Origin of the sequence: Paenibacillus nuruki (genome assembly GCF_001721045.1) — a bacterium.
In the GTDB taxonomy this organism is placed as follows: Bacteria; Bacillota; Bacilli; order Paenibacillales; family Paenibacillaceae; genus Saccharibacillus; species Saccharibacillus nuruki.
Window position 1 is genome coordinate 1 of the sequence record NZ_MDER01000041.1, and the last position, 20,173, is coordinate 20,173.

At 38.4% G+C, this 20,173-nt stretch carries 21 protein-coding genes; 20 read left to right on the forward strand and 1 reads right to left on the reverse strand.

Translation table 11 applies throughout. The features are described 5' to 3' along the window. Positions 1 to 183: 183 nt before the first annotated feature. The 12 genes from PTI45_RS11920 to PTI45_RS11975 all read left to right on the forward strand — a co-directional run bounded on the left by PTI45_RS11920 (position 184) and on the right by PTI45_RS11975 (position 11,125). On the forward strand, positions 184 to 426 hold the full coding sequence (locus PTI45_RS11920) for a ferredoxin (protein WP_069327812.1): 243 nt from the start codon (positions 184 to 186) through the stop codon (positions 424 to 426). Positions 427 to 665: 239 nt separating this feature from the next. Continuing rightward, complete coding sequence (locus tag PTI45_RS11925) at positions 666 to 2,078, forward strand: L,D-transpeptidase (protein ID WP_069327813.1); 1,413 nt, start codon at positions 666 to 668, stop codon at positions 2,076 to 2,078. A 214-nt stretch (positions 2,079 to 2,292) separates the two neighbouring features. Next, entirely contained in the window at positions 2,293 to 3,387 is a 1,095-nt protein-coding gene (locus PTI45_RS11930) for a quinone-dependent dihydroorotate dehydrogenase (RefSeq protein ID WP_083243496.1), read from the forward strand. Between the two features lie 52 nt (positions 3,388 to 3,439). Beyond that, a complete protein-coding gene (yjbM, locus tag PTI45_RS11935; RefSeq protein WP_069327814.1) occupies positions 3,440 to 4,264 on the forward strand; it encodes a GTP diphosphokinase in 825 nt (274 codons plus the stop codon). Continuing rightward, entirely contained in the window at positions 4,248 to 4,727 is a 480-nt protein-coding gene (locus PTI45_RS11940) for a DUF309 domain-containing protein (RefSeq protein ID WP_069327815.1), read from the forward strand. Before yjbM ends, PTI45_RS11940 begins: the two co-directional genes overlap by 17 nt. A gap of 227 nt (positions 4,728 to 4,954) precedes the next feature. Then, positions 4,955 to 6,610, forward strand: coding sequence for an RsmF rRNA methyltransferase first C-terminal domain-containing protein (locus PTI45_RS11945; RefSeq protein WP_069327816.1), 1,656 nt, complete (start codon positions 4,955 to 4,957; stop codon positions 6,608 to 6,610). A gap of 5 nt (positions 6,611 to 6,615) precedes the next feature. Then, positions 6,616 to 7,371, forward strand: a complete 756-nt coding sequence (locus tag PTI45_RS11950) for a pseudouridine synthase (RefSeq protein WP_139129246.1) — start codon at positions 6,616 to 6,618, stop codon at positions 7,369 to 7,371. A gap of 19 nt (positions 7,372 to 7,390) precedes the next feature. After that, positions 7,391 to 8,203, forward strand: a complete 813-nt coding sequence (locus PTI45_RS11955; RefSeq protein WP_069327818.1) for a Cof-type HAD-IIB family hydrolase — start codon at positions 7,391 to 7,393, stop codon at positions 8,201 to 8,203. 103 nt (positions 8,204 to 8,306) lie between these two features. Further along, positions 8,307 to 9,485: a glycosyltransferase family 4 protein gene (locus PTI45_RS11960; RefSeq protein ID WP_069327819.1), complete on the forward strand. Its 1,179-nt coding sequence runs from the start codon at positions 8,307 to 8,309 to the stop codon at positions 9,483 to 9,485. 80 nt (positions 9,486 to 9,565) lie between these two features. Continuing rightward, positions 9,566 to 10,135 carry a xanthine phosphoribosyltransferase gene (locus tag PTI45_RS11965; RefSeq protein WP_069327820.1) on the forward strand — a complete coding sequence of 190 codons (570 nt, stop codon included), beginning with the start codon at positions 9,566 to 9,568 and terminating at the stop codon, positions 10,133 to 10,135. Between the two features lie 273 nt (positions 10,136 to 10,408). Then, entirely contained in the window at positions 10,409 to 10,738 is a 330-nt protein-coding gene (locus PTI45_RS11970; protein WP_069327821.1) for a hypothetical protein, read from the forward strand. 135 nt (positions 10,739 to 10,873) lie between these two features. Continuing rightward, a complete protein-coding gene (locus PTI45_RS11975; protein WP_069327822.1) occupies positions 10,874 to 11,125 on the forward strand; it encodes a hypothetical protein in 252 nt (83 codons plus the stop codon). Positions 11,126 to 11,347: 222 nt separating this feature from the next. Here PTI45_RS11975 and PTI45_RS11980 read toward each other — a convergent pair whose 3' ends face one another. Further along, positions 11,348 to 11,845, reverse strand: a complete 498-nt coding sequence (locus PTI45_RS11980) for a YhjD family protein (RefSeq protein WP_069327823.1) — start codon at positions 11,843 to 11,845, stop codon at positions 11,348 to 11,350. Positions 11,846 to 12,247: 402 nt separating this feature from the next. On the opposite strand from PTI45_RS11980, the gene PTI45_RS11985 reads away from it, so the two are divergent. The 8 genes from PTI45_RS11985 to PTI45_RS12020 all read left to right on the forward strand — a co-directional run bounded on the left by PTI45_RS11985 (position 12,248) and on the right by PTI45_RS12020 (position 19,996). Next, positions 12,248 to 13,366 carry a glycerol dehydrogenase gene (locus PTI45_RS11985; RefSeq protein WP_069327824.1) on the forward strand — a complete coding sequence of 373 codons (1,119 nt, stop codon included), beginning with the start codon at positions 12,248 to 12,250 and terminating at the stop codon, positions 13,364 to 13,366. A 291-nt stretch (positions 13,367 to 13,657) separates the two neighbouring features. Further along, complete coding sequence (locus PTI45_RS11990) at positions 13,658 to 14,860, forward strand: MFS transporter (RefSeq protein ID WP_069327825.1); 1,203 nt, start codon at positions 13,658 to 13,660, stop codon at positions 14,858 to 14,860. Between the two features lie 73 nt (positions 14,861 to 14,933). Then, complete coding sequence (locus tag PTI45_RS11995) at positions 14,934 to 15,254, forward strand: cupin domain-containing protein (protein ID WP_069327826.1); 321 nt, start codon at positions 14,934 to 14,936, stop codon at positions 15,252 to 15,254. A gap of 371 nt (positions 15,255 to 15,625) precedes the next feature. Beyond that, the gene (locus tag PTI45_RS12000) at positions 15,626 to 16,066 is read left to right on the forward strand and encodes a ribonuclease (protein ID WP_069327827.1); all 441 of its coding nucleotides are present in this window, start codon (positions 15,626 to 15,628) and stop codon (positions 16,064 to 16,066) included. Between the two features lie 95 nt (positions 16,067 to 16,161). Then, entirely contained in the window at positions 16,162 to 16,449 is a 288-nt protein-coding gene (locus tag PTI45_RS12005) for a barstar family protein (protein ID WP_069327828.1), read from the forward strand. Positions 16,450 to 16,690: 241 nt separating this feature from the next. Then, the gene (locus tag PTI45_RS12010) at positions 16,691 to 18,043 is read left to right on the forward strand and encodes a stalk domain-containing protein (protein ID WP_069327829.1); all 1,353 of its coding nucleotides are present in this window, start codon (positions 16,691 to 16,693) and stop codon (positions 18,041 to 18,043) included. Positions 18,044 to 18,111: 68 nt separating this feature from the next. Continuing rightward, positions 18,112 to 18,954 carry an imm11 family protein gene (locus PTI45_RS12015; protein WP_069327830.1) on the forward strand — a complete coding sequence of 281 codons (843 nt, stop codon included), beginning with the start codon at positions 18,112 to 18,114 and terminating at the stop codon, positions 18,952 to 18,954. A gap of 238 nt (positions 18,955 to 19,192) precedes the next feature. Further along, positions 19,193 to 19,996 carry a hypothetical protein gene (locus tag PTI45_RS12020; RefSeq protein ID WP_069327831.1) on the forward strand — a complete coding sequence of 268 codons (804 nt, stop codon included), beginning with the start codon at positions 19,193 to 19,195 and terminating at the stop codon, positions 19,994 to 19,996. Positions 19,997 to 20,173 lie beyond the last annotated feature (177 nt).

Sequence of the window (20,173 nt, forward strand, 5' to 3'; positions counted from 1 at the left end):
ATATAGTTTAAATTTTAGGGAATCTTGGATTAATGCAAGAGGTATGTTACAATTTGTGTATTGGAAATTGCTGGTTATTGATTTGAAATTATCGATTTTTTATATTATATTGTGAGTATATGTACACTGGTGTCGGTTCTCAAAAAGACAACTGGTAAGTAACGATAGGAGGCATATATAAAGATGGGGAAATATAGTTGGGTTGATAAAGATACATGCATCGCTTGTGGTGCTTGTGGAGCAACAGCTCCAGACGTTTACGATTATGATGATGAAGGTTTGGCAGAAGTGATTTATGATGGTGATGCTAACCGCGGTATAATGGCAATTCCAGACGATATGTACGATGACTTGCAAGATGCTTGCGATGGTTGCCCTACAGATTCAATCAAAATTGCTGATGAGCCTTTCGCTCAATCTGAATAATTTAGATTGTATTTATAATATCATAAATACAGGGTCCGAATAAAAGGCGTTGCAGAGGCACATATGTGTCTCTCAACGCCTTTTATCATCTTTTTAAAGCCCCTTGAAGAAATACACAGATTAGCCGATATAAATAATATTGTAGTACATTTTAAATCTAAAGTAATTATCCCTAAATGGTACATACTATAGAGAAAATATAGAATATTGGAGCGCAGTGTCCATGCTGGAGGTAATGAATGAAAAATCTACTCTATCTAAAGCGATATGTCAAAATGCATCCCAACAACAGAATGGGCTGGTATTTGTTAGGTAAAGAATATGAAGCAGATGGGCAAATGGGTAAAGCTAATTACTGTTACAACAAAGCTGGAGATGTATACGAAGCGTTTGAACATAGCAAAGTCCCTGCTGATATTTTGAAAGATTATGAAGCCAAGCTCATGGAGATGGCTGAAAAAAGAGATCATAAAATACGTCGTTGGCGGCGTAGCTTATTCGCATTATTATTGCTTTTTCTGATTATGTTGCGTTCTGTAGACGCTCCTCACGCAACAGATGATCCTCTTGCAGATCACTTGGCTTCTCAACCAACCAAGTCACCTACTCAGGTAGCCTCTCAAAAACAACCGAAAGAAACGTTCAAAGGATACTCTGTGCCGCTTAGCTTTACAGCTGAAGCATCGGGGATTCATAGCAATGCTTCATTATTGGCGGTATCCAAGTATATGCAACAACAATTGTTTCAGACAGCACCTCAAGTAGCCTCAGTACTAGGTATGGAAAAGCAAGATGATTGGTTGATATGGAAAGACAATATGCCTGTATTATATACAATGGCTGCAACCAAGCAACCCGGACAAATTGATCTACAATCGTATGATCCAGAAGCTTGTAAGTGCAAGCCGGGAGAACTGGAACGTTATACTAATGAATCTGCGGCATGGGTACAGCAACAAGAACAATGGATTGTGATGCAGACTGCGATTACGAATTATATTACAGCTAAAGGGAATCTTCCGGCGCAGATCAATCAATTGGATGCTCCTTTTCCCGGTAACTGGTTAGCAGGTAGTTCGGATACGATGAATAGCACATTTACAGCATTGAAGAAATGGCAAAGTCGTCCGGGACAAAGTACAGGTGATAGTGAAAATACCAGAGGAGACAAAGCTTTCTCATCTACACTGGGTAATCATCCTTATTTTACAAAGCCACTTGAAGTGATCGTAGACAGAGAAAAGCATCGCTTGGCGATTGTAAGTGGATCGATTATTTTACGCAATTATGAAGTCGGGCTAGGTGGAAGCAAAACGCCTGAAGGAACGTTTAGAGTATCTATTAAAGTGATCAATCCAAATAGTAAATCCAAAGGAGAATTTGGAAGTCGGGGTATGCAGTTATCCGATACAAATTATGCTATTCATGGTACCAATGATCCGGATAGTGTTGGGAAAGATGAATCGTTAGGTTGTGTACGGATGGATCAAGCCGATGTTGAAGAATTATTCGATATGATTCCGTTAGGTACCAAAGTGACGATTGCGAGTAATGTGTTGCCGGGTGATCCTGCGATACCGACTGTACGTTTCAAGACAAATCGCACTCAAGATCAGACTGATCCTTCCCGTCATTATCATTGGTTGAATTAGGATGGTTCCTTGTAGTCACTGGTTTGATTCATTATAGACCGTTTGAGTTTATGTACACAGTGGACGCTCTTTTCAAATGAGAAGAGCGCTTTTCTTTTGTCACAGAACAGGATAAACTGGTATAGAGAATGAATGTACAGGTCAATATACTGTATTCCTTGTACATTCATGCATAAAGGCTTTTTGTAAATGCCAGGAACGGAGTGAATGTGACTTGCTTTATCGCAATGTTTTCAAACCTATGTTATTTCGGATGGACCCGGAAAAAGCACATCATATGGTTATTGGAGGTCTGGGCGCGGGAGTGCGTATACCAGGCACATTAGCTGCTATGAAGTCGATGTATGGGGTGACAAGTACACCAGATATGACGACTGAATTGTTTGGACTTTCATTTCCTAGTCCTGTTGGTCTTGCGGCAGGGTTAGACAAAAATGCTCAGGCTGTTCCAGGATTGTCTGCGTCAGGCTTTGGATTTATGGAAGTCGGAACAGTAACACCCAAAGCACAATCCGGTAATGAATTGCCACGTTTGTTTCGCTTGCCTTCAGATGAAGCGCTGGTGAATCGGATGGGCTTCAATAATGAAGGGGCAGCTGCTATGGCAGGAAGACTGCGTTCATTGTCTTCAAGACCTATTCCTATAGCAGTCAATATCGGTAAAAATAAAGTAACGTCTAATGCAGATGCAGCTAGCGATTATGAAACGTGTATTCGCACATTGTATCGATATGCTGATTTTTTTGTAGTTAATATTAGCTCACCTAACACACCTGATCTGCGAAACTTGCAGCATGGTGATGAATTAAAAGATTTGCTCAGACAAGTGATGGGTGAAATGAAACGACAAGCGAAGCAAAATGGCATGTCCAAATCGGTACTGGTCAAAATTGCACCGGATGTCAACGATAATGAACTTGAACATATGGTGGATACGATTGCTGCAAGTGGTGTAGCAGGTCTAATTGCTACCAATACTACGCTATCTCGTGATGGATTGACTCATCAGCATGCGAGTGAAGCAGGTGGACTAAGCGGCAGACCACTAACCAAGCGATCCACAGAAATCATTTCTCAAGTGTATCGTCAGACTGAAGGTAAACTGCCAATCATAGGTTGTGGAGGCATTTTCTCAGGACAGGATGCTTATGACAAAATCAGAGCGGGTTCTAGTCTGGTCGAGATTTATACTTCATTTATCTACGAAGGACCGGAAGTGACCCGGAAGATACATATGGATATCCGGGAGCGTATGCAACGTGACGGATTCACACACATTTCCCAGGCAGTGGGAGCAGATCATCATTAATCCAATATACCCTCGACTCAAGGAAGAGGTCATAGACTAAGGAGGCATGAAGATGGACGGAAGAGACTGGGGATTATTCTTGCTTCCCTATGAGCAAGCGGTTGAAGAATTAAAGGTCAAGTTCAAAACAATGCGTTCAGAACTTAAAAAGCGTCAGGAATATGCACCGATTGAATTTGTAACCGGTCGTGTCAAAAAAATATCGAGTATTCTGGATAAAGCCAAACGTCTAGATGTACCGATGGATGAACTTGAAACTGGAATCGAGGATATCGCCGGCATCCGTATCATGTGCCAATTTGTAGAAGATATTCGTTGGGTTGCTCAGTATGTACGTTCTCGCAAAGATTTAACAGTGTTATATGAAAAAGATTATATTACTAACTTCAAAGATAGTGGATACCGTAGCTTCCATATGATTGCTGAATATCCGGTGCAGACCGCTTTCGGACAAAAAATGGTACTTGCTGAGATTCAGATTCGTACACTTGCGATGAATTTCTGGGCAACGATTGAACACTCTTTGAATTATAAATACCATAACAGTCTACCGGACGATATTCGTAGTCGACTCAAAACAGCGGCGGAAGCGGCGATGGTGCTTGATAACGAAATGTCCAGTATTCGTGAAGATATTTTATCCGCTCAGAAAAGCTTTGAAGATGATTCCAGTATTGTGCATCGGATTCTGACGGATATCCACAAGTTGTACTTCTTCCATCTGATTGTAGAAGCGATTGCTTTCCGCAAGCGGTTTGATGAATTATGGCAAGAACATGATTTTGAAGGGCTTAAAGAATTATCCAGCGATATCAAAGTCATGCTTCGAGCAGAGTCAGTTAAAGTAAGTGGAGAAGAAGATGAAAGCCAATTTTGAGCCGCTGTATGTAGCATATCTGGTCTACTTTAATCGGGATCGCGATTATTTTGAATGTCATGAAGTGCTGGAAGAATTATGGCTGGAGAAGCAGCGAGAACCGGTATATCAGGGATTGCTACAAATTGCAGTTGCACTCTTTCATTTCCGTAATGGAACAGTGAATCATACCTATAATAAAATCGCTGGTGCTGTCAAAATGATGAAAAGCAGTTATAACAAATTACTGCCGTATCAACATCATGCACTCGGCATTAATATGGAAAAACTAATGGCAGATGTGCAATTGTATATTGAGCGACTAGAACATTATCAAGAACAACCTTTTGACTTCTATGACCTCAATATCCAAATCACAGACCCATTATTGCAAAAAGAAGTAGACCAAGCGTATCAGACCATTCAACCGAATCTACCGTTACGCACAGGCTACGAACGAGGTCCTAAATCCAAAGAACTCTAGCGCTTGGCAGTAAAAGCGCGACCCATTCAAGCCAAAAGTGATTTTTGCGAAGCAAAATATCTTACTTTAAGCGCTTGGAAGTATAAGCGTACACACTAAGCTTGCCACTATGGCAAGCTTTTTGGTATGAGTAGCTTTAAACTATGGTAAAATAAAATGACGTTTGTCTGGATTTATACAGATCAATCGATCTATTATCAACCTCAATTAAAGGAGAACGACCCAATATGGCTTTGCAACTCCCGCCGCTATTCGTGCAGCGGATGCAAGATTTGCTCGGTGATGAATTCCAGTCTTTTATGGATAGCTATCAACAATCACCTCATGCAGGCATACGCATCAATACACTCAAAATCACCGATCAGGATTTTCAACATATAACACCATTCGCATTACGTCCGATTCCGTGGTGTCCTACCGGATATTATGTAGAAGAAGGAACAAGACCGGGTAAGCACCCGTATTACCATGCAGGACTTTACTATATTCAAGAGCCTAGTGCTATGGCTCCTGTGGAAGCGCTAGATGTACAGCCGGGTGATCGGGTACTTGATCTATGTGCCGCTCCTGGAGGCAAGTCTACGCAGATTGCAGCGGCTCTACAAGGACAAGGGATATTAGTGACCAATGATATTAGTGCAGATCGTACCAAAGCCCTTGCTAAAAATATGGAATTATACGGTGTTCGTAATGCCGTCGTTTTGAATGAGACACCCGAGCATATCGCAGAGCAGTTTGCAGGATTTTTCAACAAAATATTAGTCGATGCGCCTTGTTCAGGTGAAGGTATGTTCCGTAAAGACGAAGATATGGCACGTCAGTGGGTCAATCATTCGGTTGAACGCTGTGCAATGATGCAACAAGATATTTTGAATATTGTAGCTAAAATGTTAGCTCCCGGTGGACGAGTCGTATATTCGACGTGTACGTTTGCACCTGAGGAAAATGAGCGTAGTATCGCTGTATTTCTAGATCAGCATGCTGAATTCCAAGTAACTCCACTACAAAATGCAGAACATTTTGCACCCGGTCATAGTGATTGGGCGCAGCAAGTAGAACATGAATTACAAGCAGGTACTTCCATGTTGAGTGGGACTGCTCTGGATGTAGATCATAATGAATCTTATCAGCCTGTATCGACAGCATCACTCGAACAGACAGCACATAGTGCTCGATTATGGCCACATCTAATCGAAGGAGAAGGGCATTATATTTGTGTGCTGGATCATCAAGGAGAAGCGGAACCTGTAGCAAATCATCCTGTGATGAATATTAACCCACAGTTTACATTCTCCAAAACATATACGGACAAACCGAAACGTGCCGAAAAACGACCATCTACGAAAGACCAACACGATTGGAAAAGTGATCGCCGTTCAGGTAAAAAAAGCAAAGACTATCGTTCCGATGCAAAAACTCCATCAAGTGATCACAATGAATCATTGTCGATGACAGAAGTGATTCAAGAATTTACAGATCGTGAATTGAATCTAGTATGGTCGCAGAACTGGATTCATTTTGGTGGACGTATTTATCAATCACCGATAACAGAACAGCAACTCAAGGGGCTTAAAGTGGTCAGACCGGGTTGGTTTGTCGGTACGATAAAGAATGGACGCTTTACACCGTCTCATGCTCTTGCTACAGCCCTTCAGACCACCGAAGCCAAGCGCTGTATCCAGCTTCAATCAAACACCACTGAAGCTATTTCCTACTTAAAAGGAGAAACATTAACAATCGAAGAACAACGTGTAGAACGTGCTACAGATATTCCACCTAAAGGCTATGTATTAGTCTGTATAGACGGTTATTCAGTAGGATGGGGAAAATGGTTAGAGGGTATGCTCAAAAATGAATATCCAGCAGGATGGAGATGGACATAAAATTTATGAAAACATCAGTTAAAAAGCAACGCGTAGATAAAATATTAGGAAATCTAGGTTACGGTACACGAAGCGAACTCAAACGTGCCGCCAAACAAGGACGCATCAAAGTCAATGATGAGGTTGTCAAAGATAACGGATTACAGATCGATCCTTATCAAGAAAAGCTAGAATTTGATGGAGAACAAGTAAATTATCGTGAATACATTTATTTGCTGATGAACAAACCGCAAGGAGTAATCTCAGCTACTGAGGATCGTCATGACTCTACGGTGGTGGATTTATTGGATATCGAATATCAGGTATTTGAACCGTTTCCTGTCGGTCGCTTGGATAAAGACACTGAAGGGTTGCTACTGATCACCAACGATGGTCGCTTAGCCCATGAACTGCTATCTCCACGCAAACACGTTCCCAAAACGTATGAAGCTGACGTACTAGGAGAAGTGACGGAAGACGATATCGTTCAATTTAGCAAAGGGGTTACTCTTGAAGATGGTTATGTAACGTTGCCTGCTGAATTACAAATTCTTAATCACACGCCAAGTCCAGAAGGAACCATGTCCCAGATCCGACTCACTATCTCAGAAGGCAAATTCCATCAAGTAAAACGCATGTTCGAATCTGTAGGCAAAAAAGTAACATTCCTCAAGCGTGTCTCTATGGGCGCTTTACAACTAGATCCGACGCTCCCAACTGGAGAATACCGTGAACTTACCGCTGAAGAGTTAGTTCAGATTGGACGAGGAACTGAACAATAAATTTAAGGACAGGTGAACAATGACATACCGTTTAATTGCACTCGATATGGATGGAACTCTTTTAAATGATCATCATGAGATTTCGCCACAGACCGCACAATCGATCAAGCAAGTAGCCACTCAAGGCGTGGAGATCGTATTTTGCACAGGTAGAACACCCATTAACTCGATTCCATACATGGAGCAACTCGGATTAGACGAAGATGGTTATGTGATTGTCCATAATGGGGCAGCCACTGTTCATGCAGGTACCCGAGAAATCGTGCATCAATTTCCATTAGCCGCACAAGGGCTTGATCCCTATATTCAGTACTGTAAGCAACATGATATCCATTTTGATATCAATACAGCATTTGGGTTGTACGTGGATTCAATTGATACATTACAAGCAGATGCAGGTAAAATGTATGATAACTTTCTAATGACGCCTCAAGTATTACCACCGTGGAGTGAATTTACAGAGCCAGTGCTCAAGCTAAGTGCTTTTGCTTCGATCGAACAATTAGATCAAGCTTATGCAGAATGGACAACATGGAATCCAGAGTTCAATATGTTGCGGAGTGGTGAGTTTTTTATCGACCTCATGCATCCTCAATCTTCCAAAGGAGCATCGCTACAAGCACTTGCTGAAAGTAAAGGGATTGCCTCTTCGGAAGTGATAGCGATCGGTAATTATTTTAACGACCTTTCGATGATTACGTATGCAGGACTTGGGGTTGCGATGGATAATTCTCCTGCTGAAGTCAAAGCCGCCGCAGACGAGGTTACGTTATCTAACAACGAAGATGGTATTCATCACATTTTGGTCAAGCATGGACTGATATCTGTTTAAATTTTGATTAGCCGCTCTGTACTTTGAGCGGTTTTGTTGTGTTGGTTGACTTCAATACATGGTACAATCAATAATTATCAGCATACAGGAAGGAGGAACAATTTTGAGATTGTTGCAAGCTTTGTTTTTTCCTCCTGAACAGCCAGGGGGCGTATCGTCCATGATCCCTTATTTGCAGGAACGGTTCAGTTCTGCACGCTGGGAAATGGAATTATTTTCTTTGCCCAAACGGATTCGCAATAAAGGAAAAGAAGACGTTGTTTTTGAAACGTTTGATTGGACGATCTATAGTGAGAGTCCTATAGTAACGAAGTATATTCAGACGTATAAAGATTACCGCTGGTGGGCGAAAATGCGATTGAATAAACCGTATGATCTTATCCATTCTCATCATCCATTAGTCGGTATGGTGATGAAAGAAGTATTTCCAGATACGCCGCTGGTACAGACCATTCACTCCAGTTATGAACGTGAACTGATTTTGAATGGTAAAATCGAACGTGGTGGTCTGGAAGATCAATTTTTGACATCATTGTACCGAGAACTAGAACATAAAACAGATATTTTGATGACGGTATCTCATTCGTTCCGTCAATACTTAGCGCCTTTTTTAGATCATCCTGAGCACGTCAGAGTATTACCGAATGGATTCGATGAGAAACGATTCAAGCCGATCGCTCATGAAAATGAAGTGGCTCAGCTTATCACCGTATGTCGCCTTGTCCCTGCGAAAGGTCTAGACACACTACTTAAGGCTTGCGCGCTTCTCAAACAGCGTGGACAAGCGTATGTACTGCATATTATCGGAGATGGCCCAAGTCGGACTGATCTTGAAGACTTAGCGAAAAAGTTAGGTATTTACGAAGAAACGATTTTTTATGGATATACCTTACATCCAGAAGAATTTATGCCTTTCTTTGATATTTTCGTTCTGCCTTCGCGAGCTGAAGCATTTGGTTCCGTGTTTGCTGAAGCAGCACTTTGTTGGTTAGCATTAGTTGGAACCGATATTGGTGGTATAGCCGAGCAGATTGAAGATGGTGTCAATGGATTATTAGTTCCACCGGAAAATGAAAAGTTGCTTGCAGATGCGCTTGAAAAAGTCATCAATGATCCTTCGTATCGTTATGAATTGGCACGCACAGGCTGGGAAAAAGCCAAAACACAATATTCATTAAGCCATATCGTGAATGAACTCAAAAAGTTATATTTGGAATTTCAACCTGAAAATTCAGTAGAATCCATGTCTCAGTTATCGGTATTACCGAATGAGCCAGAATAGAAAAAGTAAATCACAGCTTTGATACATGATATGATGACACTAAAGAAACACCAGAATACCGGTGATGGGGGACGGAGAATATGGAAGAATTAAAACAACGTATTTTGGCAGAAGGATCAGTTATGTCTAACGATGTACTAAAATTAGATGCCATACTGAATCATCAAGTCGATCCACAACTGATTATGCGTATGGGCAAAGAGTTTGCTGATTTGTACCGGACAGAAGGGGTTACCAAAGTGGTCACCGTTGAATCTTCAGGGATTCCGGTCGCTTTCACAACAGCTTTTGAACTGGGTGTACCGCTTGTGTTTGCACGTCGTAAAAAGACATTGCTTGCTGATCCCGATTCATTGATCGAGCGTGTGCCTTCATTTACCAAAGGGATTGTGACCGATATTATGCTGTCCCGTCAATTTGTGACCGAGCAAGATCGTATTCTATTTATTGATGATATTATCGCTAATGGAGATGCCGCTCGCGGAATGATTCGTATTATTGAACGCTCCGGTGCAACATTGCTAGGCGTAGGTATTGTAATCGAGAAATGCTTCCAAAGTGGAGCACAAGCGATTCGTGATCAGAATATTCGTCTGGATTCACTGGTCAAAATCACTTCACTTCAAGATGGACAAATTACATTCGGGTGATCCAAAGTGGTATCATACACGTAGTTACCGTATAGATAGACAATTACAAATAAGTTCTAGTTGAATCAAATTTGTTGCAACAAAGTCTTATATTCGGTAAAGCAGATTCCGATATGTTACAATATAACCCATATTCGTGCTTGGTGATCTAAGCGCAATTGTCACTACATTTACAAATATCTTGAACCTTTTGTTGAAAATGTGAGCAATCTCTTTCCAAATGGGGTATATTTGTCTTATAATAAAGATATGTTATCGAGGGGAGGCAGACCAATGGGGAAAGAACCGATTACTGAAGAGTTCTTCATCAAAAAACTAGCCGATGCAAAAATTCACTTCGAGCGTGCTTTGGATTGTAAGCACACTGAATTTGATGACCTGTATCCCTATATGATTGAACATCCTCAGTTCTTTTGGTATAAACGCTATGTTGCCTGGTCAGAACTGTTGACCATTGTAGGATTGTGTAAAGACCTGGATTTTGCATGGGAGCAAGAATTTTCAGCTCACCAAGTAGAATATGTAGAACAACGTGTGATGTCAGCTAAAGTGCTTGATTTTTGGTTCGAGAAAAACGATACCAAAGAACCTGCACAGCGTTAATCCGCTTTAGGAAAATCCTTTGTCGTTACAGTCAACTAGAATCTACAGACATTTCAACAAATTATCAGACCTAAATGGGATTTCATTTAGGTCTTTTTTTGTACAGATAAATATAATCGATAAGAGGGTGAATTGATGATTACAGATGATGAATTAGATGCATACCGTGTATCCGGTGAGAAAGTCCGTGTCGTGCGTGATGATATTCGAGAAAATGATATTCGTGGCATCGTTGTAGCATGGGATGATGAGCAGGTACTGATTCGCCGTCCTAACCGTAACGTTGTTAAATTAAGTCGTAGCTATATTTATCAACCTTCCAAAGAAGAACGCCGGAGTCCGCTAGATGAAATGGACGATACTACTCAGCCAGCATCTGAGGAATAAAGCATCATCCAAATAAAAGCAGTCAAAGAGTTATATAAAGTTACACAAAAAAGCATCTATGAACATCTGCCCACAAGACAGAGATCATAGATGCTTTTATTATATAAAAGCCATTCAAGGAGTTGAATGAAAATGCAGACTAGCGAAATGTGTGGTTTCACTAAAATCAATGGATATGGAATCTAGACGGTATTTAGATAGTAACCCCTAGAATAACTGTAATTAACCAAGTGTACCTGTACGATAAGGACGATAACCTGAATAACGAGAAGGTTCCCGTAGCTTCGTGTTATTAGACACTGTTGCAGGATGTGGAGAACCTTGATCTTCATAAGACGAAGGTGTATGAGTAGCTGGAACAGGAGACAATCCCAGATAAGCACGCATCCGTTCATTCGCTTCTTGATGAAATTCAGTTATTCCTAACTGAAATACGCCATGATGACCACTACAAAGAATCTGAGCTTCAATATGAGTAGGAGATTGATTAATCTCATATAACCGTAAATTATGACTACGCAGATCACGACGAACTTCTGACAACAATAGATTAACGCGGTCAATACCGCTACGAATCACTTCCATATATAATCCGGCAGACGGCAATTGATCACTTTCTTCTAACGACTTTGCATCACGATCAAATTTCTTTTGAATATAAACAAGCAGCAGATAGCTTTTTACCAGAGATCGCTCTTCTTCAGATAAAAATACAGCCATTCATATCACCACCTAGTATAAGAACTTATGTTCTTATTATATGGTATAACTTGTAAAGATGCAATACTTTGTTCGTAAAAAAGGCGAACAAAATAAAATAATATTCGCTGTTAGCAGAATTTCATATTTTTGGAATACTCTATTTGACAATAATCACCTATATTCTATAATCAACATCATTATCTACTTTGAAAAGCCGAAAGCTAACCTTCTTAGTGTTCATAAAGGTCAGTTTTGGTGAAATTAGAAGAAGAGACTATTGATCCGCCATTGCCGATTCCTAATAACTAAGATGAATAGTGAGCAACATTTACAATATAGGGAAGTACACATTCAGGTACATAGCGGAGTAATAGGATCCATTCGACCAACTATTTGATGAATTGGAAGGGGAAGATCTTCATGACAGAACGCATATTTATCAGCCCGGGAAAATACGTACAGGGTAGAGATGTTACCGACAAAGCAGGAGAATACGTCAAAGGCATTAACGATGGCAAAGCATTAGTTATCGCTGATGATATTGTCTGGGATATAGCAGGGAACCGTGTTTTGGAAAGTTTGGACAAAGCTGGCGTACAATACACCAAAGCTGTATTTAACGGCGAAGCTTCAACAAATGAGATTAACCGTCTAGCAGGACTTGGTAAAGAAGGTCAGGCAACAATCGTTATCGGTGTAGGTGGTGGTAAAACGTTAGATACCGCCAAAGCGGTCAGCGATCAGTTGGGTGGGTACAGTGTTATTATCCCAACAACAGCGTCTACCGATGCGCCAACCAGTGCACTTTCTGTTATTTATTCAGACGAAGGTGTATTTGAAAGTTATAAATTTTACAACAAAAATCCTGACTTGATTCTAGTCGATACCAAAACGATTGCAGGCGCACCGCCACGCTTCTTATCTTCGGGTATAGCAGATGCACTAGCAACATGGGTAGAGGCTAGAGCAGTAATTGAAGCTCGCGCGACAACCATGGCAGGCGGTTTAACAACGATTGCTGCTGAAGCGATTGCTCGTAAATGCGAAGAAGTATTGTTCGATTATGGTGTACTTGCTTATGAATCAGTCAAACGTAAAGTGGTCACACCTGCGCTTGAATCGGTAGTTGAAGCCAATACACTACTCAGTGGACTTGGATTCGAAAGTGGAGGTCTAGCTGCGGCGCATGCCATTCATAATGGATTCACTGTATTGGATGGAGAAATTCATCATATGACACATGGTGAGAAAGTCGCTTTTGGTACTTTGTCACAGTTAGCTCTTGAGAAACGTTCTATTCAAGAAATCGAACGTTATATTGCTTTCTATATCAGCTTGGAATTGCCGGTGACATTGGAAGATCTACATTTACAAGATGCAAGCGATGATGATCTTTATCGTGTAGCTGAAGCGGCGACCAAAGCAGATGAGACGGCTCATAATCTGCCTTTCCCTGTGACTGCGGCTGATGTGAAAGATGCGATTATTGCGGCGGATCAATATTCCAAAGCATACAAAGCTAAATTAAAAAATCAATAAAATTATAGTTTAATACATTACACTTTGAATGATGCATATAGTGGTACATTTGTAACTATGTAGTGCATCCACTTTATAATATAGAAGTCGGTGTATAATAACGAACATTTTAATATGATAAATAAAAGCCTTCTTTTGCCATAGATTTGGTGAAAGGAGGCTTTTTTGCTTTCATTATTCGACATTTTCTGATAGGGTAGAAAAGATAGGATATAAGAATATAGAGAAGAAAACGTATTTTTTTATCCAGTAAATAAAGATGGTTGCGTAAGTGCAGGAAAGGTTGTTGATATGAAGAAGTTTGCATTGGCATCGTATCTGATGTATTTTCTAGCAGGATTAGTGGTGACTACCATTGGAGCGATTATGCCGCAGTTATTGGGGCATTATAATCTAAGTTATACGGAGGGTGGAACACTGGTATTTATCGGTTCGATTGGATTCTTGATCGGAGTTCCATTGTCTGCTTATATGATGCATCGATTTGGCGAAAAGGTTACCCTTGCAAGTTCAGCGCTTATTATTGCGGTCACCCAGAGTATGATGCTCACTTTACCAGAGTACTCATGGATTACAATATTGAACTTTTTTAATAGTCTCAGTGTATCTGCGATTGAAGTTGTTGTAGCGGCTCTCGTAATGGAGAGATTTGTGAGTCGGCGAGCGGTGACGATGAGTTATTTGGAAGTATCGTTCGGTCTTGGGGCGCTCGGTATGCCTGTTTTTGCAAGCGGTTTTATTGCACTAGGGCACTGGCAATGGGTATTTGCAGTTACTGGATTGATCTCGCTAGTGATGGGGATTGTATGGATGCGTATTCAATATTCCCGAGAAGAAGAGACATCATCCAATCAAGCGGTCGATGCCGTAGAAGTTGCGCCTTCAGCTACGGTAACAGGAAGACATAAAATAGTGTTATTAAGCATATTTTTGCTGATGATTTTTGTGTATTGTGGAATAGAAGGTAGTCTGAATAATTTCTTATCTTCTATCTTTATTAGTTATTTTGGCAGTTCGGAATACTATGCATCAATTAGTATTGGAGCGTTCTGGGGAGCCATGGTTATCGGGCGACTGGCAACCAGTTGGATTATTCGTCGTGTGAATTATAGTCGCTTCCTATTGATCAGTATGTCACTGAGTCTATTGATTCTGCTGGCATTTCTCGTATTCCGTCAAGAATGGGCAGGATATCTATTAGTACCATTGTTAGGATTTACGATGTCAGGTGTGTACTCGATTACAATGGTCTATGCGAATCATACTTTACCTAATATGGCTCGTACAGTAACCAGTCTGATTACCGGATTTGCAGGCTTTGGTAATGCTGTATTCCCTGTGCTGATCGGCTATACATTGGATCGTGCACCGATTCAAGTGTCTTTGATGTTAATTGCAAGTTATGCTGTAGCTTTCTTAATTCTATTGCTTATTATTATGGGCAATTATCGCAAATGGAAACGCGTAGATGCAGATGAAGCAATCAAGATATAACGTAGTCCAAACTTATATTTGACTAGATCCAATCTTGAAAGCTATTCAACATGAATAAGGAGGCAGAATTGGTATGAGTAATCTAGGAGTATGGGAAGATGCAGAGCCGGGAGTAAGACGTTGTATTCTGAATGCCAATGGTAGCTTAATGATGATGGAAGTTCATTTTACCAAAGGCGCAGAAGGATACCAGCATCAACATCCTCATCAGCAGATGAGTTACTGTCTACGTGGTTCATTCACATTTACGATCGACAATGAGCAGACCACAGTCACGCAAGGACAGTCGATTAATATTCCTCCGAATGCGTTACACGGAGTCATTGCACTTGAAGAAGACTCTGCATTGTTGGATGTGTTTACTCCGATTCGAGAAGATTTGTTAAAATTGTAAATAAAGATCAAGCTATCTCTTTACACTTGGTGAAGAGGTAGCTATTTTTATATCTTTATTCAAGAAGGATGCACGAATAGAACATATAGAGTTATCCCTGATTTCGCTGGATTGATATGGTAAAATAAACAAGCATGTGCATGTAACCTTTATTTCTAAGATTAGATGAAGATTAGAGAGATATAGGGGTTACTTTTACTTTCATTTTACGTTATATTTAGAAAAATTTACAAATAGATGCATTAAATTTAAAATTTTAAACAAACTTGTGTGATATAAATGGTAAAGAGAATACTTGTTACCTATAATGTGTATATGACGTTATAAGTTAACAACGTTCATCCAATACGAGCTACATAGGAGGCTGGAAAATGAAAAGATTTTTGTCCACAGCACTACTTGCACTCATGTTAACGGTTGTCTTCTTTACCGGCTCACAAGTTACACCTGTTGCACAGCCAGAAAAAGCTTCAGCAGCAACGTGTACCATTATCAACACGTTCACAGGTGTATCGAATTACATCAAAGCGAACAAAACATTGCCATGTAACTTTATTACGAAATCGCAAGCATCTGCGCTTGGATGGGTTTCTTCTAAAGGAAACTTAGCAACAGTCGCTCCAGGTAAAAGTATTGGTGGAGATGTATTCAGCAACCGTGAAGGATTACTTCCAACAGCAAGTGGACGCACATGGCGTGAAGCAGATATCAATTACACTTCCGGCTTCCGTAACTCCGATCGTATTTTGTACTCCAATGACGGTCTAGTGTACAAAACAACAGATCACTATGCTTCATTTACGAAAATGTAGAACATAAACGTTGTTCATACGCGTATGCCAGAGCAGATGATTGCTTCTGGCATATCGCTATGAATAGCACTTTAAGATGTAAAGGATGATTAAAGATGAAAATGGTAACAATCAATGGCGAGGACTTTCATACCATCGCAGAATTACATGAGACACTCCAACAGAAGTTAGAACTGCCTGAATTTTATGGAAAAAATCTAGATGCTCTATGGGATTGTTTAACAGGCATGGTCGAATTGCCATTACAAATGGAGTGGCTAAACTATGATGTAAGCCGTGAACGTCTAGGTGACAAAGCAGATCAGGTGCTAAGTGTTCTAGAAGAAGCTCAGGCAGAAGGCAATGGATTCCGGATATGGGTAAGGGATCAAGTGGAAGAGTGAATATAGAAGATTCGGATCGGCAATATAGAAATGAAGAAAAAGCTGTGCTCTGAGGAGTGACAGCTTTTTTTGATGTTTGGTTATAAGTAGAATGCTAAGTAACTACTAAAAACACTGCGAAAATCGTATTATTTCAAATAAGTTAATTCTTGCTCAATGATAGGTAAATTAAATAAGAGCAAATGCCGTTAATAACAATAGTACTTATTAGTAACAAAATATACATAAAAGGGGTTTGTACATGAAAAAAGTATATGAATTGATTATTAAAGGAGTGCTTGTAGCAGGGCTACTTGTGCAGTGTTTGGCTGTGTCTACAGTTGCTTACGCAGATAGTGAAAGCAAAATGGAGGCATCTCAATTAGAAGCATATGTATTACAAATTAATAATGGTAATCAACAAAACGTGAAAACTACAGGCTTTATACAAGATGGGTTATTAATGGTTCCAGCCGCAGATTTATTTAATCATACTGGATTTAAAATAACACATACGCGTAAATGGACGAACGAATACAAAGTAGAGCGCAACGAGTTTCTTTCAAGTACTATTTTTAACACTTTAGAATTTAGCGATCATGCATCTGATATAAATGTAAAATTAAAAGAAGGATTTAATCAAGATGAAAAAGATGAGTTATTATATATGCCAACATATGCTACTTTCAATAGCGGACGTTTGTATGTGCCTCTAAAGTTTATAGCCTCTATGTTAAATTATGATGTAGTTTATGATCAATCAATACATTTAATTAAGCTTAATTACTGGGGCGATCAAAATCTAGATGAAACGAATCAAGTTAAAGATTTTGTGAATCATTATATGAAAGATTCGGTAGATGGCTATAATCCTGATCATTCGTTATATACAACAGATTATTTGGATTATGAAGCAGATTGGCTGGATTCTACCTTTTCAAATGGAGAATGGCCAGAACCAAATCTCGTATTAAAAGGTTGGAATATACGATATTTATTTTTCATGTCTAAAAATGAAGCAATAGTTAAAGTTCCGTATTGGGCTGAAGGTAAAGCTTCAAGAAAAGTCGGCGGAATATGGCTCAGTATTCTAAAAGTAGATGGAAAATGGAAAGTAGATAGTTCTAGAGCATGGTCACAACTATTATATTTGAAAAATGTTAATCAAATTATAGAAAAAATGAAGCTAGATTCGCCTGAAATGGTGAAATCAGTAACACAAGCTGTATATCATTCATTTGCTACAGCTAATGCCAAAAAACAAAAGATTGATGGAACTAAAGTGAAATATAAAACATTCCCTAAAAATATGGAAGTATTGTATGGAGATGATCATATTGCATACGTATATGCAGAATACAATTGGTCATTTAAGCCAACTAATGAAAACTTTGAAAAGTACGAGGTCAATACTTATGAAGATTTTATTGTGATGGAGAAAAATAAAGAGGGACAATGGATTTTTAAAGATCATTATAATTCAAATTTAAGTAATTCTCGACCGTGGACAAGCCTTAGAGGAAACTATGAAGGTGGTAGATATATTGCTTTTATGGCTTTTGATGATTATTACTTGAATGATCCTAGTATAAAATCTTATATTTCATTTTTTTAAATATAGGACAAAAATTAAATTATGACTCAATCGTTTAGAAAAATACTGTCTTTAATCAGGAGAATGAAATGAAAATTTGGAAAATAAAACCTAATAACAGTAGTATTAGTTTAGATGTTTTTGATCTACAAAAGTCTATAAAATTTGAACTTCCTTATTTTGATGGAGAAGTACTACCCGTACCATGGCCAGAAGAATATAGGTTAATTACAGACAACCAAAAATATAAATACAATGATTATGCTATCTATTTAAATTATATCCCTGTTATCAGCGAAAAAGTATTTAAGATTGTAACACCACTTGTTAATGATTTGGTTCAATTTCTTCCTGTACAACATTCCGATTTTGAGTTTTATATATGCAATATTATTAATGTGATTGAATGCGTAGATGCTGAAAAATCTATTCCTGATACCATCCTTGATGGAGAAATAAGAAGCTATAGTAAAATCTCTTTTTTAGAATCTGTACTAAAAAATAATGAAAAAAGGCATATATTTAAAATACTTGGATTGACTAGATTGACGTATTTTGTATCGGACGAATTTAGAGAATTGCTTTTAGCCAATAATATCAAAGGTATAGATTTTATAGAAATTTGGGATTCTGAAGCTGATTTTGAATTAGAGCAACAACACGAACAACGTATAAAAGAAGCATACGATGCTCATATTATCAAAATTAATAATCAGCCACATGATCCATTAAGTTGGAACGAAGCCATCGAAAAATTAAAACTGGGTAAAGCAGCAATTAGTGCAGATTGGAAAATTCAATATAATTCCAAAGGTGATATTTTAATTGGAGAATTGAATAGAAATCTAGAGTATGAGTTTTTTAGTCCTGTGTATATACCACCTATATTGCTTGATCTTACATGGCAAGAAGTCGATAAAAGTACTATTTAAAATTATATTTCATTCTTTAATACACAGTAAAAACCCAAGTAGAAATCGTAGATTGATAAACGATTTCTGCTTGGTTTTTTTGATAGAAAATGGATAAGAACCTAAAACTGTATAATTCCCTTTAATTTGTCGATATAGAAATAAGTAAGAGAATTACATAGTTTAATTGTTGATTCAACGTGTTTTTTAATTTTAATGTACAAAGAAATAAAATTAAATACAGAAAGGATTTATGTGAATGGAAGTTTCACCAGTCATTCTTTCGGCAGTTATTTCTGCTGCTATTGCTATAATCACACTAATTATCTCAACATCGATAACACTTCGTAAAAATATTCATGAAGAACGAAGTTACTTTGAAAAGAGTTTGAAGGAAAAATTAGAGAATATTTATTTAAATTTAAACTTAGACATCGATTCTAGAAAAGTAGATGAACCTCTGATTAAAGAGTCGAATCAAGAATTAGTACACAAGTACGGTTATTTGTTAAGTCCGGAACTGTTAGATGAAATAAAAAACTTGATTCATATTGAACAAAATCAAGAAGAATATACAGCTTTGCGAAGTAATGTAATCAAAGGATTTAAAAAAGAGTTTGCAATGTTACAGCACCTATATGATAGCCATTTTGAAAGTTATCGTCAGAAGTATACGGCTACAAATATTATGAAAGTGAAAAATATTGTATTAAAAATATGTATTACTATTTCACTTGTTATTTATTTAATGGTTATAACCTTAGTTGCTTATGAATATTTTAATAGCAAGCCTAGAATGATTGAGAACCCCATTTTAAATGCCATTGTTGTGTTCATAATGTCTATTACTGTTTTTACCACAGGATTAGGTATTGGAAAAGTAGTACTTAAATTTATAGATTGGTTAGATAATAGAGTTGGTAAAACAAAAAGAGCGTATAAGTTTGATGATAAAGTTCCAACTACAGGCGATTATTTCTGTAGGGCATGTAAAAAGATGAATAGAAAAATTAAATATACTACTTTTGGGTATTGTGAAGATCATACAGCCAAGCAAAAGTAGAAAACTCTTTTTATTTTCAGATTATGGAAAAAATAATTTCTTTATTTACTCAATTTAAATACTAAATAAAAGGTGATGAATACATGGTTGTAAAGAGGAAACATATAGATAAACTAAATGAAGTTATATATAGAGACTTAAATTTGATACTGAAAAAGTTAGACAAGAAATTATACT

Bases quoted from the DNA above. Each gene is read 5' to 3' on its own strand.
- PTI45_RS11920 (WP_069327812.1), top strand. From the start codon at position 184: ATGGGGAAATATAGTTGGGTTGATAAAGATACATGCATCGCTTGTGGT.
- PTI45_RS11925 (WP_069327813.1), top strand. From the start codon at position 666: ATGAAAAATCTACTCTATCTAAAGCGATATGTCAAAATGCATCCCAAC.
- yjbM (WP_069327814.1), top strand. From the start codon at position 3,440: ATGGACGGAAGAGACTGGGGATTATTCTTGCTTCCCTATGAGCAAGCG.
- PTI45_RS11940 (WP_069327815.1), top strand. From the start codon at position 4,248: ATGAAAGCCAATTTTGAGCCGCTGTATGTAGCATATCTGGTCTACTTT.
- PTI45_RS11945 (WP_069327816.1), top strand. From the start codon at position 4,955: ATGGCTTTGCAACTCCCGCCGCTATTCGTGCAGCGGATGCAAGATTTG.
- PTI45_RS11950 (WP_139129246.1), top strand. From the start codon at position 6,616: ATGAAAACATCAGTTAAAAAGCAACGCGTAGATAAAATATTAGGAAAT.
- PTI45_RS11955 (WP_069327818.1), top strand. From the start codon at position 7,391: ATGACATACCGTTTAATTGCACTCGATATGGATGGAACTCTTTTAAAT.
- PTI45_RS11965 (WP_069327820.1), top strand. From the start codon at position 9,566: ATGGAAGAATTAAAACAACGTATTTTGGCAGAAGGATCAGTTATGTCT.
- PTI45_RS11970 (WP_069327821.1), top strand. From the start codon at position 10,409: ATGGGGAAAGAACCGATTACTGAAGAGTTCTTCATCAAAAAACTAGCC.
- PTI45_RS11975 (WP_069327822.1), top strand. From the start codon at position 10,874: ATGATTACAGATGATGAATTAGATGCATACCGTGTATCCGGTGAGAAA.
- PTI45_RS11980 (WP_069327823.1), bottom strand. From the start codon at position 11,845: ATGGCTGTATTTTTATCTGAAGAAGAGCGATCTCTGGTAAAAAGCTAT.
- PTI45_RS11985 (WP_069327824.1), top strand. From the start codon at position 12,248: ATGACAGAACGCATATTTATCAGCCCGGGAAAATACGTACAGGGTAGA.
- PTI45_RS11990 (WP_069327825.1), top strand. From the start codon at position 13,658: ATGAAGAAGTTTGCATTGGCATCGTATCTGATGTATTTTCTAGCAGGA.
- PTI45_RS11995 (WP_069327826.1), top strand. From the start codon at position 14,934: ATGAGTAATCTAGGAGTATGGGAAGATGCAGAGCCGGGAGTAAGACGT.
- PTI45_RS12000 (WP_069327827.1), top strand. From the start codon at position 15,626: ATGAAAAGATTTTTGTCCACAGCACTACTTGCACTCATGTTAACGGTT.
- PTI45_RS12005 (WP_069327828.1), top strand. From the start codon at position 16,162: ATGAAAATGGTAACAATCAATGGCGAGGACTTTCATACCATCGCAGAA.
- PTI45_RS12010 (WP_069327829.1), top strand. From the start codon at position 16,691: ATGAAAAAAGTATATGAATTGATTATTAAAGGAGTGCTTGTAGCAGGG.
- PTI45_RS12015 (WP_069327830.1), top strand. From the start codon at position 18,112: ATGAAAATTTGGAAAATAAAACCTAATAACAGTAGTATTAGTTTAGAT.
- PTI45_RS12020 (WP_069327831.1), top strand. From the start codon at position 19,193: ATGGAAGTTTCACCAGTCATTCTTTCGGCAGTTATTTCTGCTGCTATT.